The 18,185-nt window shown below is 57.3% G+C and carries 24 protein-coding genes and 1 tRNA gene; 16 read left to right on the plus strand and 9 right to left on the minus strand.

The features are described from left to right. Positions 1–92 precede the first annotated feature (92 nt). The 13 genes from ruvB to tusB all read left to right on the plus strand — a co-directional run bounded on the left by ruvB (position 93) and on the right by tusB (position 8,730). Positions 93–1,139 (plus strand): Holliday junction branch migration DNA helicase RuvB, encoded by a 1,047-nt coding sequence (gene ruvB, locus NUV55_RS08305; protein WP_296671977.1) that lies wholly within the window; start codon positions 93–95, stop codon positions 1,137–1,139. Between the two features lie 85 nt (positions 1,140–1,224). Then, positions 1,225–1,632 (plus strand): tol-pal system-associated acyl-CoA thioesterase, encoded by a 408-nt coding sequence (gene ybgC, locus NUV55_RS08310; RefSeq protein ID WP_296671979.1) that lies wholly within the window; start codon positions 1,225–1,227, stop codon positions 1,630–1,632. A gap of 3 nt (positions 1,633–1,635) precedes the next feature. After that, positions 1,636–2,331: a protein TolQ gene (tolQ, locus tag NUV55_RS08315; RefSeq protein ID WP_296671981.1), complete on the plus strand. Its 696-nt coding sequence runs from the start codon at positions 1,636–1,638 to the stop codon at positions 2,329–2,331. 2 nt (positions 2,332–2,333) lie between these two features. Beyond that, the gene (tolR, locus tag NUV55_RS08320) at positions 2,334–2,747 is read left to right on the plus strand and encodes a protein TolR (RefSeq protein WP_296671983.1); all 414 of its coding nucleotides are present in this window, start codon (positions 2,334–2,336) and stop codon (positions 2,745–2,747) included. 1 nt (position 2,748) lies between these two features. Next, positions 2,749–3,504 (plus strand): cell envelope integrity protein TolA, encoded by a 756-nt coding sequence (gene tolA, locus NUV55_RS08325; protein ID WP_296671985.1) that lies wholly within the window; start codon positions 2,749–2,751, stop codon positions 3,502–3,504. 15 nt (positions 3,505–3,519) lie between these two features. Continuing rightward, positions 3,520–4,836, plus strand: coding sequence for a Tol-Pal system beta propeller repeat protein TolB (gene tolB, locus NUV55_RS08330; RefSeq protein WP_296672020.1), 1,317 nt, complete (start codon positions 3,520–3,522; stop codon positions 4,834–4,836). Positions 4,837–4,839: 3 nt separating this feature from the next. Further along, complete coding sequence (gene pal, locus NUV55_RS08335; RefSeq protein ID WP_296671987.1) at positions 4,840–5,361, plus strand: peptidoglycan-associated lipoprotein Pal; 522 nt, start codon at positions 4,840–4,842, stop codon at positions 5,359–5,361. A 15-nt stretch (positions 5,362–5,376) separates the two neighbouring features. Next, positions 5,377–6,165, plus strand: a complete 789-nt coding sequence (ybgF, locus tag NUV55_RS08340; RefSeq protein ID WP_296671989.1) for a tol-pal system protein YbgF — start codon at positions 5,377–5,379, stop codon at positions 6,163–6,165. A gap of 3 nt (positions 6,166–6,168) precedes the next feature. Beyond that, entirely contained in the window at positions 6,169–6,861 is a 693-nt protein-coding gene (queE, locus tag NUV55_RS08345; RefSeq protein WP_296671990.1) for a 7-carboxy-7-deazaguanine synthase QueE, read from the plus strand. Then, positions 6,845–7,528, plus strand: a complete 684-nt coding sequence (queC, locus tag NUV55_RS08350) for a 7-cyano-7-deazaguanine synthase QueC (RefSeq protein WP_296671992.1) — start codon at positions 6,845–6,847, stop codon at positions 7,526–7,528. Before queE ends, queC begins: the two co-directional genes overlap by 17 nt. A gap of 114 nt (positions 7,529–7,642) precedes the next feature. Further along, the gene (gene tusD / locus NUV55_RS08355) at positions 7,643–7,999 is read left to right on the plus strand and encodes a sulfurtransferase complex subunit TusD (protein WP_296671994.1); all 357 of its coding nucleotides are present in this window, start codon (positions 7,643–7,645) and stop codon (positions 7,997–7,999) included. A gap of 27 nt (positions 8,000–8,026) precedes the next feature. Next, complete coding sequence (locus NUV55_RS08360; protein WP_296671996.1) at positions 8,027–8,428, plus strand: DsrE family protein; 402 nt, start codon at positions 8,027–8,029, stop codon at positions 8,426–8,428. Between the two features lie 8 nt (positions 8,429–8,436). Then, positions 8,437–8,730, plus strand: a complete 294-nt coding sequence (tusB, locus tag NUV55_RS08365) for a sulfurtransferase complex subunit TusB (RefSeq protein ID WP_296671998.1) — start codon at positions 8,437–8,439, stop codon at positions 8,728–8,730. A 121-nt stretch (positions 8,731–8,851) separates the two neighbouring features. Here the strand turns inward: tusB and NUV55_RS08370 are convergent, their stop codons facing one another. Further along, positions 8,852–9,085 carry a sulfurtransferase TusA family protein gene (locus NUV55_RS08370; RefSeq protein WP_296672000.1) on the minus strand — a complete coding sequence of 78 codons (234 nt, stop codon included), beginning with the start codon at positions 9,083–9,085 and terminating at the stop codon, positions 8,852–8,854. A 245-nt stretch (positions 9,086–9,330) separates the two neighbouring features. Here NUV55_RS08370 and NUV55_RS08375 point away from each other — a divergent pair, with 245 nt between their 5' ends. The 3 genes from NUV55_RS08375 (at position 9,331) to thpR (ending at position 11,246) form a co-directional block, all read left to right on the plus strand. Next, positions 9,331–10,467: a YeeE/YedE family protein gene (locus tag NUV55_RS08375; RefSeq protein ID WP_296672002.1), complete on the plus strand. Its 1,137-nt coding sequence runs from the start codon at positions 9,331–9,333 to the stop codon at positions 10,465–10,467. A 101-nt stretch (positions 10,468–10,568) separates the two neighbouring features. Further along, positions 10,569–10,644, plus strand: a tRNA-Lys gene (locus NUV55_RS08380). A gap of 38 nt (positions 10,645–10,682) precedes the next feature. After that, the gene (gene thpR / locus NUV55_RS08385) at positions 10,683–11,246 is read left to right on the plus strand and encodes an RNA 2',3'-cyclic phosphodiesterase (RefSeq protein WP_296672003.1); all 564 of its coding nucleotides are present in this window, start codon (positions 10,683–10,685) and stop codon (positions 11,244–11,246) included. On the opposite strand, the gene NUV55_RS08390 is transcribed toward thpR, so the two are convergent. The 8 genes from NUV55_RS08390 to NUV55_RS13830 all read right to left on the minus strand — a co-directional run. Further along, the gene (locus tag NUV55_RS08390) at positions 11,227–11,691 is read right to left on the minus strand and encodes a hypothetical protein (RefSeq protein ID WP_296672005.1); all 465 of its coding nucleotides are present in this window, start codon (positions 11,689–11,691) and stop codon (positions 11,227–11,229) included. The two genes, thpR and NUV55_RS08390, sit on opposite strands and share 20 nt — an antisense overlap. Positions 11,692–11,718: 27 nt before the next feature. Then, positions 11,719–12,345 carry a Rieske 2Fe-2S domain-containing protein gene (locus tag NUV55_RS08395; RefSeq protein WP_296672006.1) on the minus strand — a complete coding sequence of 209 codons (627 nt, stop codon included), beginning with the start codon at positions 12,343–12,345 and terminating at the stop codon, positions 11,719–11,721. Positions 12,346–12,496: 151 nt separating this feature from the next. Continuing rightward, a complete protein-coding gene (locus NUV55_RS08400; RefSeq protein ID WP_296672008.1) occupies positions 12,497–13,780 on the minus strand; it encodes an HD-GYP domain-containing protein in 1,284 nt (427 codons plus the stop codon). A gap of 69 nt (positions 13,781–13,849) precedes the next feature. Continuing rightward, positions 13,850–14,746 (minus strand): phosphoribulokinase, encoded by an 897-nt coding sequence (locus NUV55_RS08405; RefSeq protein WP_296672010.1) that lies wholly within the window; start codon positions 14,744–14,746, stop codon positions 13,850–13,852. A 100-nt stretch (positions 14,747–14,846) separates the two neighbouring features. Continuing rightward, entirely contained in the window at positions 14,847–16,583 is a 1,737-nt protein-coding gene (gene soxB, locus NUV55_RS08410; protein WP_296672012.1) for a thiosulfohydrolase SoxB, read from the minus strand. A 227-nt stretch (positions 16,584–16,810) separates the two neighbouring features. Then, a complete protein-coding gene (gene soxA, locus NUV55_RS08415; RefSeq protein ID WP_296672014.1) occupies positions 16,811–17,671 on the minus strand; it encodes a sulfur oxidation c-type cytochrome SoxA in 861 nt (286 codons plus the stop codon). A 53-nt stretch (positions 17,672–17,724) separates the two neighbouring features. Further along, a complete protein-coding gene (gene soxZ, locus NUV55_RS08420; RefSeq protein WP_296672015.1) occupies positions 17,725–18,045 on the minus strand; it encodes a thiosulfate oxidation carrier complex protein SoxZ in 321 nt (106 codons plus the stop codon). Positions 18,046–18,084: 39 nt separating this feature from the next. Continuing rightward, a partial coding sequence (locus NUV55_RS13830; RefSeq protein ID WP_367280307.1) for a thiosulfate oxidation carrier protein SoxY occupies positions 18,085–18,185 on the minus strand: 101 nt, incomplete at its 5' end.

The following is an 18,185-nucleotide window of genomic DNA, read 5'->3' on the forward strand; positions in this document are numbered from 1 at the left end:
GGATTAACAGGATTTTCAGGATTAAAAGCGAAGCCAAGATTTTTGTTTCTAATCCTGTTAGCCCTGTAGATCCTGTCTATTGGGTTTTTTGAATGATTGAGACCGACCGACTGGTATCCGCGCACGCGGTGGAGGCGACCGACGAAACCATCGACATTCGCCGGTTGCGTCCCGCACGCTTGGCGGAATACGTCGGTCAGGAGCCGATCCGCCGGCAAATGGAAATTTTCATTGCCGCCGCCCGCGGGCGCGACGAGGCACTGGACCACGTACTGCTGTTCGGACCGCCCGGCCTCGGCAAGACCACGCTGGCGCATATTGTGGCCAATGAAATGGGCGTGGGTCTGCGCCAGACCTCCGGGCCGGTGCTGGAACGTCCCGGCGATCTGGCCGCCATCCTGACCAATCTGCAACCCAACGACGTTCTTTTCATCGATGAAATTCACCGGCTGAGTCCCATCGTCGAGGAAATCCTCTATCCCGCGATGGAGGATTATCAGCTCGACATCCTCATCGGCGATGGACCCGCGGCGCGCTCCATTAAGCTCGACCTGCCACCGTTCACACTCGTGGGCGCGACCACGCGCGCGGGGCTGCTGACCTCGCCGTTGCGTGACCGCTTTGGCATCGTCCAGCGCCTGGAGTTTTACAATCCTGAGGAACTCGCCCGCATCGTGGCGCGCTCCGCCGGGATTCTCGAGATACCGATCGAGCCCGATGCCGTGTCCGCGATCGCGACCCGCTCACGCGGCACCCCGCGCATCGTCAACCGCCTGTTGCGGCGCGCGCGCGATTTCGCCCAGATCAAAGGCGATGGACGCCTGACGGGCGACATCGCCGAACTGGCGCTCAACATGCTAGAAGTGGACCAGTGCGGCTTCGACATGCTTGATCGCAAGCTGTTGCTGGCTGTCATCGAGAAATTTTCCGGTGGTCCGGTGGGGGTGGACAACCTGGCCGCGGCCATCGGCGAGGAGCGTGATACCATCGAGGACGTGATTGAGCCGTTTCTGATTCAGCAGGGATATCTCATGCGCACGCCACGCGGACGCCTGGCCACCGCCATGGCGTGGCGGCACTTCGGGCTTAGCGCCCCGGCCGCAGACGAGCGGCCGCAGCGCGATATTTTTCGGGAATGAATAATATTGTTTAGCGCAAAGGCGGAAGATATTCGGATTAACAGGATTTTTTTGCGCTCTTGGCGTTCTTGCGGTGAAAACTAACATGGGTTCTGTTTTTTCGATTCCGATTCGTGTGTATTACGAAGACACTGACGCAGGCAATGTCGTGTATTACGCCAATTATCTGAAATTCATGGAACGGGCCCGCACCGAATGGCTGCGTGCTCTGGGCTTCGAGCAGGATGAACTTTTGCGCCGCGACGGTGTCTTGTTTGCCGTGCGCTCCGCCCGACTGGAATTTCTGAAGCCGGCCCGTTTCAACGATCTGTTGCAGGCAACGGTGCGGGTGAATCGGCGCGGCAAGGCCAGCATCACCTTTGCCCAGGAAATCCGGCGCGAAGAACTCACACTTTGTGAAGGCGAAGTGAAAGTGGCCTGTCTCGATGCCGCCACGTTTACCCCACGACCGATTGCGGAAGGCATGGGATCAAAAATCGACGCAGGAATTTAAAGCATGGACATAACCACGAACGAAGGGATTGCACTGTTGTCACTCATCCAGCACGCCTCGCTGCCGGTGCAGCTGGTCATGCTGCTCCTGATGGTGGCCTCGGTGCTTTCCTGGACCATGATTTTCCGCAAATGGTTCGCGATTAAATCCGCCGGATCGGTGGCCGACCGTTTCGAAGCCAAGTTCTGGTCCGGCGCCAATCTCAATCAGATGTTTACCGAGCAGTCGAAGAAAGACGCTAATGCCACCGGCATGGCCAGCATTTTTGTCGAGGGGTTCCGTGAATACAAGCGTCTCAGTCAGGAGACCAAGATCGAGCCCATGGATATCCTCGAGGGCGTGCAGCGTGCCATGCGCGTGGGGCTGTCACGCGAAATCGATTATCTGGAAACGCATCTTTCGTTTCTGGCCACGGTCGGTTCGACCAGCCCCTATGTTGGCCTGTTCGGTACCGTTTGGGGCATTATGAATTCCTTCCGTTCCCTCGGCATGGTGCAGCAGGCCACCATCGCGCATGTGGCTCCGGGCATTGCCGAGGCCCTGATCGCCACGGCCATCGGCCTGTTTGCCGCTATCCCGGCGGTGATTGCGTATAACCGTTATTCCAACAAGGTGGAACGGCTGGTGACGCGCTACGAGATATTCATGGACGAATTTTCCAGCATTCTCCAGCGCCAGGCCTACGCGGCAAGGGCCTAGACATGGTGCCTTACCGCAAGCGCCACAAGAAACTGATGAGCGAGATCAATGTCGTGCCCTACATCGATGTCATGCTGGTGCTGCTCGTGATCTTCATGATAACTGCTCCGTTACTCTCCCAGGGCGTGAAAGTGGACTTGCCGAAAGCAGCTTCACAACCGGTTGAATCCCAGGACCAGGAAACGCTGGTGGTGACGGTGGATCGCGAAGGCAGTTATTATCTCGATGACCGGCGCATCGCATCCGAAGAGCTGCGCAGAAAAGTAGCGGCCATTCTGAAATTGAGACCAAAAACGCCGGTATTGATTCGTGGCGACCGGACAGCGAATTATGGCGAAGTTGTGAAAGCGATGACCTTGCTCCAGTCTGCGGGCGCGTCGAGTGTGGGGCTGCTGACCGAGCCGCCTGGAAAATAGCGTGTTGCCGAGAACCTTACGTCACAATCCCGGGAGGGTCCGGGCCATTATATATGCCGTGCTGGTGCACGCGGTGATAATCGGACTCGCCATCATCGGTTTCCGCTGGACGGTGGATTCGCCTTCCTCGGAGAAAGTGATACAGGCCACGGCCGTGTCAGAACCGCCGATACGCCATCCAGAAGAGGACAAGAAACGTGCCCAGGAGAATGAGGCGCAGCAGAAGAGCGAAGCCGACAAGCGCCGTCAGAACGAGCTGAAAAAAAAGCAGGATGAAGAACAAGCGCAGCAGCGTCTGATTACGGAGCGCAAGAAAAAGGAAGCCGAGGAAAAGGAAAGGCAAAAGCGCGCGGCGGACGATGAACGCAAGAACGAGCAAAAACGTCGGCAGAAACTGACCGAGCAATCGCTTCAGGAGCAATTGGAGGCGGAAGAGAAGGCCCGCCAACAAGCAGCGCATACCGCGCGCACGGCCTCCGAGGTCGATAAGTACCGATCGCTGATTGGTCAGCGTGTCAGCCGCAGCTGGAACCGGCCGATGGGTGTGGCGAAAGGTCTTAAGTGTGTGGTGAGTGTGCGCTTGGCGCCGGGTGGCGAGGTGTTGTCGGCCAATGTGGTACGCTCCAGCGGGAACGCGACTTTTGATCGTTCGGTGGAAAACGCTGTTTACAAGGCCGCGCCCTTGCCTTTGCCGGAGGATCCGACCTTGTTTAATAATTTCCGAGAAATTGAGTTTTTGTTCAATCCCGAGGAATAGGAAACTGGACACTTGATGCGACTTATTGCCAAAGTTATTGCCCTGCTGGGATTAGTGGCGTGCCCTGTCTTTGCTCACGCCGTGCTAACTATCGAAATTACGCGTGGCGTGGATGTCGGCACGCCCATCGCCATCGTGCCATTCGGTTGGGACGGCGCTGCTCCGCTGCCGCAGAATATATCTGACGTGATTGAGTCAGATCTGGCGCGCAGTGGCTACTTTGCCGTGCTGTCGCGCAAGGATTTTATTTCATTACCACGCGAGGACAAGGACGTGGTGTTCAAGGATTGGCGCATCCTCAAGGCCGAGGCCCTGGTGATTGGCAGCGTGCGTCAGGTGGCTCCGGGAAAATTCCAGGTGCAGTTCAGACTTTATGATGTTTTCAAGGGGTCCCAAATCGCCGGCTTTCGTTATATCATTGGGGCTGAAATGCTGCGCTCGGTAGCGCATCAGATCAGTGACATTATTTACGAGAAAATTACAGGCGAACCTGGCGCGTTCAACACCCGGATCGCCTATGTGACGCGCGAGGAACCGCCCGGTGTGAAGCCGGTCTATAAGCTGCAAGTGGCGGACTCGGATGGCGTTAATCCCCAGACGGTGGTGCGTACTCCCGAGCCGCTGATGTCGCCAGCCTGGTCTCCGGATAGCAAACGTCTGGCCTATGTATCTTTTGAAGACAAGCGATCGAAGGTGTATATCCAGAACATGATGGACGGCCGGCGGGAGATGGCCGCTGAATTTTCTGGTATCAATGGGGCGCCGGCGTGGTCGCCGGATGGCCGGAGCCTGGCGCTGACGCTGTCACGCGATGGCAATGCGGAGATTTATGCGATGCAACTTGATACCCGCACGCTCAGACGATTGACCCATGATCCGGCCATCGATACCGAGCCATCCTGGTCGCCTGATGGCCGTGATATTATTTTTACTTCCGATCGTGCCGGTACGCCGCAGATATACCGAATGAGCGCTTCCGGCGGCTCAGCGGAGCGCCTGACTTTTGATGGGGATTATAATGCCCGTGCCTCCTATGCCGCGAACGGGAAGTCCATCACGCTCGTTAGTCGCAGCCAGGGGGGCTTCCGCATCGCGACGCTGCAGGTGGACAAACGTACAATGCAGATACTGACGGAGACTTCACTCGATGAATCGCCCAGTTTTGCGCCAAATGGGCGTATGATTATCTATGCCACCGAGGTGAGGGGCCGCGGCGTTTTGGCCTCGGTTTCCGCCGACGGGCGCGTGCGTCAGTTGTTCAAGTTAGAGGAGGGTGATGTACGTGAGCCCGCCTGGTCGCCTTACAATCGTGAACTGCAATATAAGGAGTAAGTTATGAAAAACAGGAAACATCTCGCTGTATCGCTGGTTATCGCTCTCGCACTCGCCGGATGCGCCAGCGACGAAGCCGTCAAACCCTCATCGGATGAAAAAGGCGCGACCTCGGCACAGACGTCGCCTGCCGGTGATAAGTCCGGCACGGCAGGTACTGGCCTGTCCGATCGTGAAAAGCAGAGACGTGCCGAGCTTCTGTCTCAGCGGCGCGTGCATTTCGCCTTTGATAGCAGCTCTATCGATGACGAGGCGCGCGCCATCATTGAGGCGCATGCCGCCCATCTCGTGGCCAATTCGCAACTCAAGCTGACGCTCGAAGGCAATTGCGACGAGCGCGGCACGCGTGAATACAATCTGGCGCTGGGTGAGAGGCGCGCGCAGTCCGTCGAGAAGATGATGAAGGTGCTCGGCGTTGCCGGCAATCGTATCAAAACGGTTTCCTATGGCGAGGAAAAAGCGCTGTGCCAGGAGCACAATGAGTCCTGCTGGCGTCAGAACCGCCGCGCCGAGATCGGCTACTAAGTCAGGTTAATGATCATGCGGCATCCCCGGCATGTCGGTGTGTGGGCGGTGGGGGTGGTTCTTACCGGCCTGCTCGCGCCGGCGTGGGCGGCGGATGCGGCATCGGGTGGACGTAATTTACCGCCGGTAGTGGAGATGGGTGTCGGAGGAGCCTCTGCCACCTCGCCCTCGCGTGAGGTGCTGGCCGATCTTCTGCAACAGCTTGAAACGCTGCAGACGGAGCTTCGCAACCTGCGGGGTCAGGTCGAGGTGCAAGCCAACGAGATCGAGCGCCTGAAGGCGCGACAGCGCGATCTGTTGGCCGATATTGACCGGCGGGTCACCGAGCTGGAGCGTCGTGGCATTTCCCCGACAGCGCCTGAGGTGGCCCCGGCAGCGGAGAGTGCCCCCCCGGGTCCTGCCGGGCAGGCCGCCTCGGCACAGGAACAGAAAGATTACGACGCGGCATTCAGCCTGATGAAACAGGGAAAATACGATCGTGCCGCCAAAGGCTTTCGTGATTTCACCGTGAAATATCCGCAAAGCGCCCTGCGTGACAACGCTCAGTACTGGCTCGGCGAGGCCTATTACGTCACGCGTGATTTTCGCAAGTCGCTGACGGAGTTCACCCGACTCATGAGTGAGCACCCCAAGAGCCCGAAAGCACCGGATGCCCTGCTCAAGATCGGTTACAGCCATTATGAACTCGGTGAGTGGGTCAAGGCGCGTGAACATCTCAATCAGGTGGTCGCGCGTTACCCCGGCCAACTCGCGGCCAAATCGGCGGAACTGCGGCTGGCGAAGATGAAGAAACAGGGGCATTAGTTTGTGCCGCCATCGGAGACAACCGCTGTAACCCTTCGGCCGGATTCCTCCGCCAGCGACCGGCTGCGCATCACGGAAATCTTTTATTCATTGCAAGGCGAGGCCCGCACCGTGGGCTACCCCACGGTGTTTATTCGTCTGACCGGTTGTCCGCTGCGTTGCAGCTATTGCGACACCGAATATGCCTTCTATGGCGGGCAGTGGATGGAGCTCGAAGATATATTGAAACGCGCCGATGAACACACGCCGCGCTACGTGACCGTGACGGGCGGCGAGCCGCTGGCGCAGCGTCCCTGTCGCGAACTGCTTGCGGCGCTGTGCGACCGTGGTTATGAAGTGTCGATTGAAACTGGTGGTGCGATCGATATTGCCGGTATCGACCCGCGCGTGAGCATCGTGATGGACCTCAAGACACCTGGCTCCGGCGAAGAGCGTCGCAATCTTTATACCAACATCCCGCATCTCGCCCGCAAGGACCAGGTGAAATTCGTCATCTGCGATCGTGTCGATTACGAGTGGAGCTGCGCCAAGCTTGCCGAGCATCAGTTGGATCAGCGCTGCGAGGTGCTGTTCTCTCCCTGTCATGGGCAACTGAGCCCGACTGATCTGGCTGAGTGGATTTTGCAGGATCACTTGCCGGTACGCATGCAGATACAACTGCACAAGATTCTCTGGAACGATGCCCGCGGACACTGAGGCCGGCAACAGGGCGGTGGTGCTGGTCTCCGGCGGTCTTGATTCCGCCACGGTGCTGGCGCTGGCCATGGCCGCCGGGGCGCGCTGTTATGCGCTTACGTTCGATTACGGGCAGCGACACCGGGTGGAGCTTGAAGCCGCCCGTCGTGTAGCCGAAAGGCAGGGCGCGGTGGAACATCGCATCGTCAAGCTCGACATCGGCTGGATGGGCGGTTCAGCCCTGACTGACACTCGCGTCGCCGTGCCGCACGTGTCATCCCCGGGAATCCCCGTCACCTACGTACCGGCGCGCAACACGGTGTTTCTTTCGATCGCGCTAGGCTGGGCCGAGGTGCTGGGCGCGTCGGATATTTATATCGGTGCCAACGCCGTGGATTATTCCGGCTACCCGGACTGTCGTCCGGAATTCATCCGGTCCTTCGAGAGCCTGGCCAACCTGGCGACCCGGGCGGGGGTGGAAGGAAAGGGTTTTCATGTGCATGCACCGCTCATGAATATGCGCAAGCATGAAATCATTCGCACCGGCACGCGTTTGGGTGTCGATTACGCGCTCACGCTGTCGTGCTACGACCCAGATGCATCCGGATTGGCCTGTGGACGCTGCGATGCTTGCCGCTTGCGCGCGCAAGGGTTTGCCGAGGCAGAAGTGGCCGACCCCGCTCACTAGCGATGATCGCGGGCCTTGGAATTTTCCTTCTTTCTTGGCAATATTCAGCTACCCTTTTGAGGGGAGTAGTCTCCTGAGCAGTACTGAGCACGATTCAAATATTTCGGAGCAAGAATGAAAATATCAGTACTGATTCAGGAAGGTCCCTACAATCACGAAGCCTCAGACAGCGCCTACAACTTCATTCAGGCCGCTCTCGCCAAGGGTCATACCATCCGCGGTATCTTCTTCTACGACGATGGCGTGTACAACGCCACCAGGCTCATGGACCCGCCGCAGGACGACCGGCATATCTCCAAACGCTGGTCGGAGCTGGGCGCAACCGGCATCGACATGATCGTCTGTGTCGCCGCGGCCAAACGCCGCGGCATCACCAACGAGGTGCTGGTGCCGAATATCCGCATTTCGGGACTGGGGCAGCTGGCCAGCATGATCGATGAATGCGACCGGTTTGTGACGTTTGGCGACTGATTTTCAGATTACACAGAGACACAATTCATGGCAGCGACGGGAAAAAAGGTCATGGTGACGGTGCGCAGGGCGCCGCACGGCAGCATTTACGTGCAGGAATCCGTCGAGGTCATGTTCATCTTCGCGACTTACGACATGGACCTCTCGGTGGTTTTCCTTGACGATGGTGTGCTGGCGCTGCAGAAGGGGCAGGACACGAAAGGGCTCGGCATCAAGGGCTTCATGGCCTCGCTCGGTGCGCTCGTGGACTGGGAGGTCACCAACGTTTACGTGGACCGGCAATCGCTCAAGGATCGCAATATCGCGGAGGACGCGATCATCTCGATCGGCAAGGATGACGACACCGACGCGCCCATCCGGCCCAAGGTGCTGGATAGCGCCGAGATCGCCAAAATGATGGCGGCACAGCACGCCATCGCTTCATTCTAGGAATCCCCATGCTCCATACCGTCAACAAGTCCCCATTTCAAAACAGCTCGCTGGAGGACTGCCTGCGCGTGGCGCAGAAGGGCGATGTCATCCTGTTGCTGGAGGACGGCGTGTACGCGGCGTCAGCAGGAACGGCGAAATCGTCCTTGATTGAAAAGGTCGTGAAGCAAAATGCGGTTTATGCCATTGAAGCAGACCTGAAGGCGCGCGGCCTTGGAAACCTCATCAAGGATGTTGGTATTGCCAGCTACGGCGATTTCGTTGACTTGGTGGAGAAGCACACGGCTCACGCCTGGTTATGAAATGACTTATCACCACGGGGAGCACGGGGCGTGAAAGTACTCAGAAAAAATGGGAATGCCATTCTTACCTTTTATGTTTCCCCCCGTGTCCCCCGTGGTTTGAATTCATTTTGTATCGGTTCTAAGACGCCTTCCTGATATAGAAGTGAATCTTTCCGCCTTCTTCGCTGGTTTCGACAAGTTGATCGCCGGTCTTGTTGACCAGCGCCGGGATATCGCTGCGGGTGCCGGGGTCTGTCGCCAGCAGATGCAGCACCTGTCCTGCTGTCAATGACTGCAACATTTTCTTGCATTTCATGATGGGCATGGGGCAGTTGAGTCCCGTGGTGTCCAGTTCTTTATCAAATGTCGGCATTGGCGTACCTCATGGTAAACGACTAAATGTTGATTTTACTATCCTGTTTTTTCCGGGGGAAGCGCTATCTGCCTGTGTCAGAATGCCACGAGTAATACGCTGGTACTCACGGGTGAGTATGGCGCTAGACGCGAATACGACGCAAAATAATCCCATGCCCGGGTTGTCAGGAATAAAGTGATGTGTGGTAACGTCTCTGACAGTCCAAAGTTTTTCATGAATCAAGGTGGCAGACGGGGGTTTCCATGGAATTGAGTAACATTCATAACGTGGCGCTGTGGGGTTTCCTGGCGGCGGTGGTGTTTGGCGCCATCGCCAACAAGACCAATTTCTGCACCATGGGGGCGGTCAGCGACTGGGTCAACATGGACGACAAGAACCGGCTGCGGGCGTGGTTCCTCGCCATCGGCGTCGCCATCATCGGTTCGCAATTATTGCAGGCATGGGGATTTATCGATCTGGGCCAATCCATCTATCTCACAGCCAATTTCGGCTGGCTGGGTCACGCCCTCGGCGGGTTTCTCTTCGGTGTCGGCATGACCCTGAGTGGCGGTTGCGGCCAACGTACCCTGGTGCGGGTTGGCAGCGGTAATCTGAAATCGCTGGTGGTGATGTTGCTGATGGGCATCACAGCCTACATGACCTTACGCGGACTGCTGGCCCCCGTACGCATCAATGTCATTGAGACTACCAATCTGGATCTTGCTGCGCGCAACCTGTCCAGCCAGGGTCTTCCGACCTTGATCCAGTCTGTCACCGGCATTGCTGACATGCAGGTAGTACGATGGGTGGTGGCAGCGGTTGTGGGACTCGGATTCACTTTGTATGCACTGGCGAGCAGTGAGTTTCTCAAAAGCTACTGGAATCTTTTTGCCGGGTTCAGCGTCGGTCTGCTTGTCGTCGCTGGTTGGTACATTACCGGCAAGATTGGCTTTGACGAGTTTGAACCCGTGCGCCTGGAATCCTTCACCTTTGTTGCCCCGGTAGGCGAGAATTTGAATTATCTGATGACCTACACCGGATCGACGATCAATTTTGGCGTCGCCGCCGTGCTCGGTGTCATCGCCGGTTCATTCCTGTATGCCGTGTTGTCCGGTACTTTCCGCATTGAAACCTTCAGCACGCGCGAAGACATGGTGAATCATGTCATCGGCGGCGTGCTCATGGGTTTTGGCGGCGTTATTGCGCTGGGCTGCACCATCGGCCAGGGCGTCACCGGCATGTCCACGCTGGCGCTCGGTTCGGTGATTACTCTGGTCACGATCATTTTCGGCGCTGCGCTTACCATGAAGATGGAGTACTACTTGATGGATGAGCAAGGCTTCTTCCGCGCGCTGAGATTGTCGCTGTCAGACTTGAAGTTGCTGCCCGCGGCCCGTTAAAACCCTAACTTCCCGAGCAGTGCTTTTTCCTCGTTATCCGGTTTGACAGGGTAACGTGGCCTCAGGATAATGCCGCCCTCCTGTTTTTTCCCTTCCCACGCGGGCCGTTAGCTCAGTCGGTAGAGCAGCTGGCTTTTAACCAGTTGGTCGGCAGTTCGAATCTGCCACGGCCCACCATTTTTGCATGAGCTCTCCCGAGTTCGCATATATTATTGATGACTCCTGCCGATACGCCATCCTCCACAGCACCAATACCGCGATTGTTTTTTGCGCTGTGGCCGCCGATCGAATTGAGCCAAGAGCTGTATCGGCTTGCGGGTAACGTTCTTCGTGACGGATCTGTTCGGCGCGTGGTGCCGGAAAACATTCATCTGACCTTGGCCCTTCTGGGTTCCGTCGGCGCATCGTTTCGGGGGTGTGCTGAACAGACGGCCTCGGCGGTTCGTGTTGAGCCTTTTATGCTGGCCCTGGAACAGATGGGTTGCTGGCCGAAATCGGGCATCCTGTGGGTGGGGCCGGGACAGTCGCCGGAACCGTTGTCAGGGCTGGTGCAGGTTTTGAATACCGGACTGGGTGCCTGTGGCTATCGAGCGGAGAAACGTCCTTATGCCGCGCACCTGACGCTTTCGCGTAAGTTGCGTCCTTGTGTGCCGTCGTATTCCATTGAACGCCATCCGTGGGAAATAAACCAATTCCACCTCGTGCAATCGCACACGTTCGCGGACAGTGCGCATTACCAGATTCTCCGTTCCTGGCCGCTTAATTCGCCAGCAGCGTAAGCACGCGTTCCTTCGACGGCAGCTTCTCGTAGAGCAGGGCACGCATAGCAATCAGGTGAGGTAGTGAGCCTTGGTCGGACAGAATTTTCAGGGCGCTGTGTCCTTGGCGATCCGCCATGCTTTGGCGCCGCCGCAGGTCCTGAATACTCAGCGCCGGGTCGCTATAGGAAAAATAGGCGATTCGCTGGCGATGCCGGATGAGCTCGAGGGTAACGGTGCGATTTTTCAGATCGCCGCGCATGCCAATAACCAGTGCCAGCTCGCCGCGCTTGGCGATGAGATAACTGAAATAATTGGTGTCGCTGGCGGTGCAAATCATGCGCGCGATGTCCTGCTGTACCAGTTCCGTCAGAGGGCTGCGTTTTTCCTCGTAACGACACTTTCCGCGAGCTCGGACGTTCCGGAGCTGGGCGGTTATTTCTTCGATGGTGAAATATCCCGTCATGCCGTAGCCGTCCAGCCGGAATGGCCCCTACCAGCGCGCGTAGAGTCGACCGTTTTCAACCTTGGTCTCGAAACGTTTCAGGGGGCGATTGCCTTTTTCCACGCACTCGCCGGTTTTGATGTCGAAGGCCCAGTGATGTTTGGGGCAGGTGAGACGAAAACCCTCTAGCGCCAGATGCGGAATATTGGTGACCTGATGGGGGCAACGACTGTCGTATACCTGGAACTCCCCGTTGGCGCGGTAGATGAACAGGTTGCGGCCGTCGCTGTCGCTGTAGGTGATTTTACCATCCGGAATCTGATCCGCCGGTTTAACATCGTGCCAGCGCTTTTCCGCGCCCAGGTTCTCAGCGCGGAATTCCGGAATATCCATGTCGAGCAGGATGTCGACGGCCCACACGATTTTGGCCAGCCCGAGCGCCGGGAAGGCATGCAAGATGGCGTCGAGGATTTCGCTGGGTGTGGCGCCGGCGTCGAGCGCGCGTGGAAGATACTGGCGCAATCCACCTTCGGTCTGGACCGCGATCTTGGTGATGACCGTGATCAGCATACGCGTTTTGGGATCGAGCGATTTGCCCGTTTCCTTGAGAAATTTCAGGTAGGCCTTCATCGCCTCGGGGCGGGCGCTGACCAGATAATTTAGAGCGTCGCTCATCCAATACTCTCCTGTGATTTACCGTATAAAGCGCAAGGACAATGTCCTGTACAGATGAGGTGGGTATTATGCGCAGCGTGCGCTTGATGCGCCAGTCGTCGAACGCGGTGACAACAGCTTATTTCAAATCTGAGTCAGATGAGCCCATGTCTCAGGCGCCCATGGGGATATATTTGGTGGGTATGACGCCGTGCTCGCCCGGCGGAAGGACCTTGCGGATCTCCAGCTTGCTGCTGCTTTTTTCGTTGGCATACTCCATCAGGTCGATGACCCTGGACGGTGTAAACGGGGTCTTGTCCGAGTTCAGTACCATGGCTACCTTGGGTCGCAGGCGGCGCGCACGGTTGATCGAGACCACCACCCCGATGCTGCCATTGCTGAGTTCGACAACACTGCCGATGGGGTAGATGCCCATGCATTGGATAAACTGCTCCACCAGCAACGGTTGGAAATCCCGGCCGCGCCAAGAGTACATTTTCGTGAGCGCCTCGTGCGCCGATAGCCCGGCGTGGTAAGAACGATCCGAGGTGATGGCGTCGTAGCAATCCACAATGCCCCCGACGGATCCGAAGAGCCCGATCTGATCTCCCTTGGAACCGACGGCATAGCCCCCGCCCGCGTAACGTTCATGATGGTAGCGGGCGACGTCAATGGAGGCGGAAGCGATGCCGTGCGTCTGTTCGAGGATACTCACTCCATGAGGGACGTGGCTCTTCATGAGGGCGAACTCCTCCTCGGTGAGCTTGCCTGGTTTATTGATGATGTCATTTGAAACTTTCATCTTGCCGATGTCATGCAGCAACGCGCCGATACCGAGGAGATTCAGCTCCTCGTCTGAGAGTTCCAAATGCCGGCCAAAGGCCAGCGCCAGAATGCAGACCCGCAGGCTGTGCAGCGCGGTGTACTCGTCCTTGTCCTTGAGCTGGTTGAGGCACATGAGCGCGTCCGGATTGCGGATGACGCTGTCCACCATATCGGCCACAACCTTCTTGGCCGCCTTAGTGTCGATACTGCGGCCAAGGCGCACATCGCCCATGATGCCGTAGACGGCCTCGCGGGTTTCGGTCACGATCTCCCGAGCGTGTCCGATTTCTTCCTCGAGCACGGTGACGTCCTGGTATCGCGGGGGACGCTGGTGTCCCGGTGTGAACCGTTCCAGAACCTTTTCGAATATGATGACATGCTCTTTCTGTTCCTTGGGAACAGTCAAGGCTGGCGCCACGTTGGCGGAAGGGCGGGGCTTCGATGAGACGCTATGCCCCTGTTCAGTGTCAACGTAAACGTGCTGACAGTAACGACCGATCTCCTCGATCTGATCGTCCGATTGAACTTCGAAACCCTGAAAAAGGAACTTTGTATCACGCCAATGGCGACCCACCAGCTCGGACACATACATGCCGTGCCGAAGATCCTGAACGGGAATCTTCTTTTTCATAACATAAAGATAGCAGCAAGATTCGCGCCAAATTGGCGCAAATTTCAATTAATGAGGGAAGGGAGGGGCCTAGGCTTTCTTTTTGTTTTCAAGCAGTTCTTGGATTAGCGGGGTGAGGATGATTTCCATGGCAAAGCCCATCTTTCCGCCGGGTACGACGATGGTATTGGGGCGGGACATGAACGATCCCTGAATCATGCTCAGAAAGTAGGGGAAATCGACCTTCTTGGGGTCGCGGAAACGAATGACCACCATGCTCTCATCGGGGGTCGGAATATCGCGTGCGATGAAGGGATTGGAGGTATCCACCACGGCCACGCGCTGGAAGTTCACGTGCGAGCGTGAAAACTGCGGTGTGATGTAGTGCACGTAGTCGTACATGCGGCGCAGAATGGTGTCCACTACCGCCTCGGCCGAATAGCCGCGCTCGGCGGTGTCGCGGTGAATTTTCTGTATCCACTCAAGATTGACGATTGGCACCACGCCCACAAGCAAGTCTACCCATTTGGCAGCATCCACGTTGGCCTTGGCGTCCACTACGCCGCCGTGCAGTCCTTCGTAAAACATGAGGTCGGTGCCGCGCGAAATATCTTCCCACGGAGTGAACTCGCCGGCCTTGAGGCTGATGTTGAGGCGTTTGTTGTGCTCCGCCGCTTCGCCGTCACTGTGCAGGTAATAGCGTTTTTTGCCCGCGCCGGTCTCGCCGTAGGATTTGAACTGTTTTTCCAGCTCGGCGAATATATTGGCCTCAGGACCGAAGTGACTGAAATTGTGATTGCCGCTGGTCTCGGCCTTTTTCATCGCCTCGCGCATCTCAACGCGGTTATAGCGGTGAAAGCTGTCACCCTCGACGATGGCCGGATTAATTTGCGCACGCCGAAAGATGTGCTCGAAGGCGCGCTTGACGGTGGTGGTGCCGGCACCGCTCGAACCGGTGATGGCAATGATCGGGTGCTTCCTGGACATCGTTGAGAACCCCTTGGGCCGATAAAAGCGGCACATTCTACATCAGGGCGATTAGCGTATACCACCATCGGTGGTGGTGCCGATTCGTGCCTGGCAGGTGTTACACCGCAATTCCGGGGTTGCCAGAAACGCCCTTCAGGCGCGGGGTATAGGGGCGGTCAATGCGGACGGATTTTTTAGAGCGCAGATATTCGGCGACGATGTCCCATACGGGCTTGCCAGGTTCGATCGGTTGAACGCTGGCCCAACCGGCGACCTTGTATTTTTTGCCGGGATCGAGCGGCTTGCCCCGGACCACCATATTCTGGATACGCTTGCCGTGTTTCTCGGCGACGTCGAGCGTGTACTCCAGACCGCCGACACGAACCATGTCGCCACCCTGCTGGTAGTAGGGATCGGTGTGGTAGAGGTTGTCGGCGATGTCTTCCAGGATGACCTTGATCTGTTGGCCGGTGAGATGGTTGGCCGTCGCGGTGGCGTAGGTGATCGCGGTCTGATCCATGAGATTTTCCATCGTGATCGGGTCGCCCGGCAGCAGCGTGGTGCCCCAGCGAAAACCGGGCGAGAAAGCGATATCAGCGCCTTGCACCTTCAGCAGCGCGTCGATAATAAGCTGATCGAAGGTACCGTTGAAATTCCCGCGTCGGTACAACAGCCCCTCCGTTACAGCGAGTTTTTCGCCTAGCTTGTCCGCAAACGGCGCACGCACTTTCTCGATGTAGGTGGCCATTTCCTGATCGGGCGGGAGCAGATTGGCGAAAACCGGCAGCATTTTGAAACGATAATCCGCCACCTTGCCGTTCCTGACATCGAGATCAAGTACCGCCAGGTATTTGCTGTTGGAGCCGGAGTTGATGACCAGCGTCTTGCCGCCAGCATTCTTGACCAGTGACGGTGCTGGAACGGCGTCATGCGTGTGCCCGCCGAGAATGACGTCAATGCCGCGCACGCGGCGGGCCATCTTGAGATCAACGTCCATGCCGTTGTGCGACAGCACCGCGACGACCTGCGCCCCTTTGCTGCGAACCTCGTCGACCATTTTCTGCATGTGGTCGTCGTTGATACCGAAGGTCCAATCCGGGACAAAGTGGCGAGGGTTGGCAATCGGCGTGTACGGGAATGCCTGGCCGATGATGGCTACTGGCACTTTATTTAATTCGCGAATGACATAAGGCTTGAATATCAGCTCGCCCCAGGTAGCGTCGTAGACATTCTGTGCCAGGAATTCGATCTGACCTTTCATGTCCTTGTCGACGATTTCCTTGACGCGTTCGGCCCCGTAAGTGAATTCCCAGTGCCCGGTGGCGATGTCCACGCCGAGCAGTTTCTGCGCGTCCACCATGTCCTGTCCCTTGGTCCACAGTGCCGTAGCCGATCCCTGCCAGGTGTCGCCGCCATCAAGAAATAGTGTGCGATCAGGACGGCTGGCGCGCAGGTTCTTCACCAGCGTCGCGAGGTGCGCATAGCCGCCGATTTTGCCGTAACGCCGCGCGGCTTCCTCAAATTCGAGATAAGTGAAAGCGTGCGCTTTGATGGAGCCCGGCGCGATGTTGAAGTGCGTGAGCAGCGCCTCGCCGACCAGGTGCGGCGGTTTTCCATGAGCGGCGCCGACACCGATATTGATGTTGGGCTCGCGGAAATAGGTGGGCATGAGTTGGGCGTGGGAATCGGTCATGTGCAGCAGCGTGACATTCCCGAATGGCGCGACATCGTAAAGATCGACCGGTTTTTTGCTGCTGGCATACGCCTTGCGGCCGTTCAAACCGTCTTCGAATATGAGACCGGCTGCCGCTCCCATGGCCAGCATTTGCAGGAATTCGCGTCGGGATAGGCTCATATTGTCTGATTTACTCCAAGAGTCTTAAACCACGGGGAGCACGGGGAGTGAAAAGTACCGGAAAAACAGAGAGCCATTCTTAATCTTTCCTTTCCCCGTGTTCCCCGTGGTTTGAATTGGTTTCGTTATGGGTTTTAAGACGCCCGGTGGCAATCTGGTATTCCGCGCCTGCCGGAAAAGAAAACCCGGCGTTACCTCGCGCCGGGTTTTAGTACATCCGGGTTTTCCTAGTTGCGCATGGCCGGCGCCGTCAAGGGCAGGCCGCTGCTCATGTAGGTTTCGTAAAGCTGGAGATGGTTATAGATCTCGTCGCCGTGCTTGAAGGGCTTGGCGCGCACCTGTGAATTGCAGGTTTTATAGCGCTGATGGATGGTCTCCAGGCGGCCCCATTCCAGACGCTGGGCCGGCCAGGCCGTGGTATGGCCGAGCGCGGCGCTGAGCGGCTGGTTGCCGCCAAAATTTTTGCCCGCCAGATCCATATGACAATTGGAACATGCGAAATTGAGCTGGCCGCGGCGCGACCACCAGAATTTCTTGCCCTCCTCGTAGGCCTTGACGGCGCCGGGGCTGGAAATATCAATCTTGACGCGCTGACCCGCGGACAACGAGTAGAAATAAGCGGTCAACTCGGCCAGCTTGACGCGCGCCCCCTGATTCTTGTCGAGATCGGTGAATTCGGGCTCACCATTTTTTTTCAGGCAGTCGTTCAAGTCCATTTCCGCGGTGCGGATCTTTTGCGTGGCCTCGTCCCAATAGGGATAGCCTTGGGCGATATTTTTACCCCCGTTTTTGAAACAGCTGGTAAAACTCTTGCCATTCTTGAACGGTGTTTCCCACATTTTTTTGCCCAGAGACAGTCCTAGCTCGTAGGGTGGAAATTCATTGAACATTTCCCATTGTTCGCGGTATACCTCCAGGCCTGGCAGGGCATAAAGGCCGTTAGAGAATTCATCGAACGGAACGGTGGGGAATTTTTTCTTGAAAAACGCCTGGAACTGCTTCAGGTCGGTAGCCGGATCGGCCAGTACTGCTGGCATGGTTCCAGCGACAATACCCAGAGCAGCCAGAAGTAGTAAAATTTTTTTCATCGCGGGTTCTCCTTTTGGTGAATTCACGGACCGGATAAAGCGACGCTCCTCGTTCAGCCGACGGTGGCTTCCCCGCTGCCGCTTTCTCCCTTGTTGTCGCTCCAGGTGACCTTGATCTTGTCGCCGGGTTTGGCGCCCTTCAGCTTGATCCCGACCAGCGGGTCTTTCGATACCGCCGGGCCGAGATCGGTGGAGGCGACTTCCTTGCCGTTCAGGGAGAAGCTCAGTTTCTGAATGTAATGCGCCGGGACTTTCTTGTCCTTGTCCTTGGGGTCCGGGCGTTGACCGGTTTCCATCGGATGGTCAACCAGCACCAGGACGTCGGTTACGCCGCCTTGGGTTTTGGTCCGGATTTTAGTCTGCATGTCTGCCATGTCGTTTTCCTCAGAAGTATTCGTTAGCCGTTATGAGGGTCAACCCCCACACCCGCCCGCCGTGACCTTGATGTTCTGCTTGGCCACGTGGAGCTTGCCGCCGGCCTTGACGACGGCGTAGACGTCCGAGGTGTTGCCCA

Origin of the sequence: Sulfuricaulis sp. (genome assembly GCF_024653915.1) — a bacterium.
In the GTDB taxonomy this organism is placed as follows: Bacteria; Pseudomonadota; Gammaproteobacteria; order Acidiferrobacterales; family Sulfurifustaceae; genus Sulfuricaulis.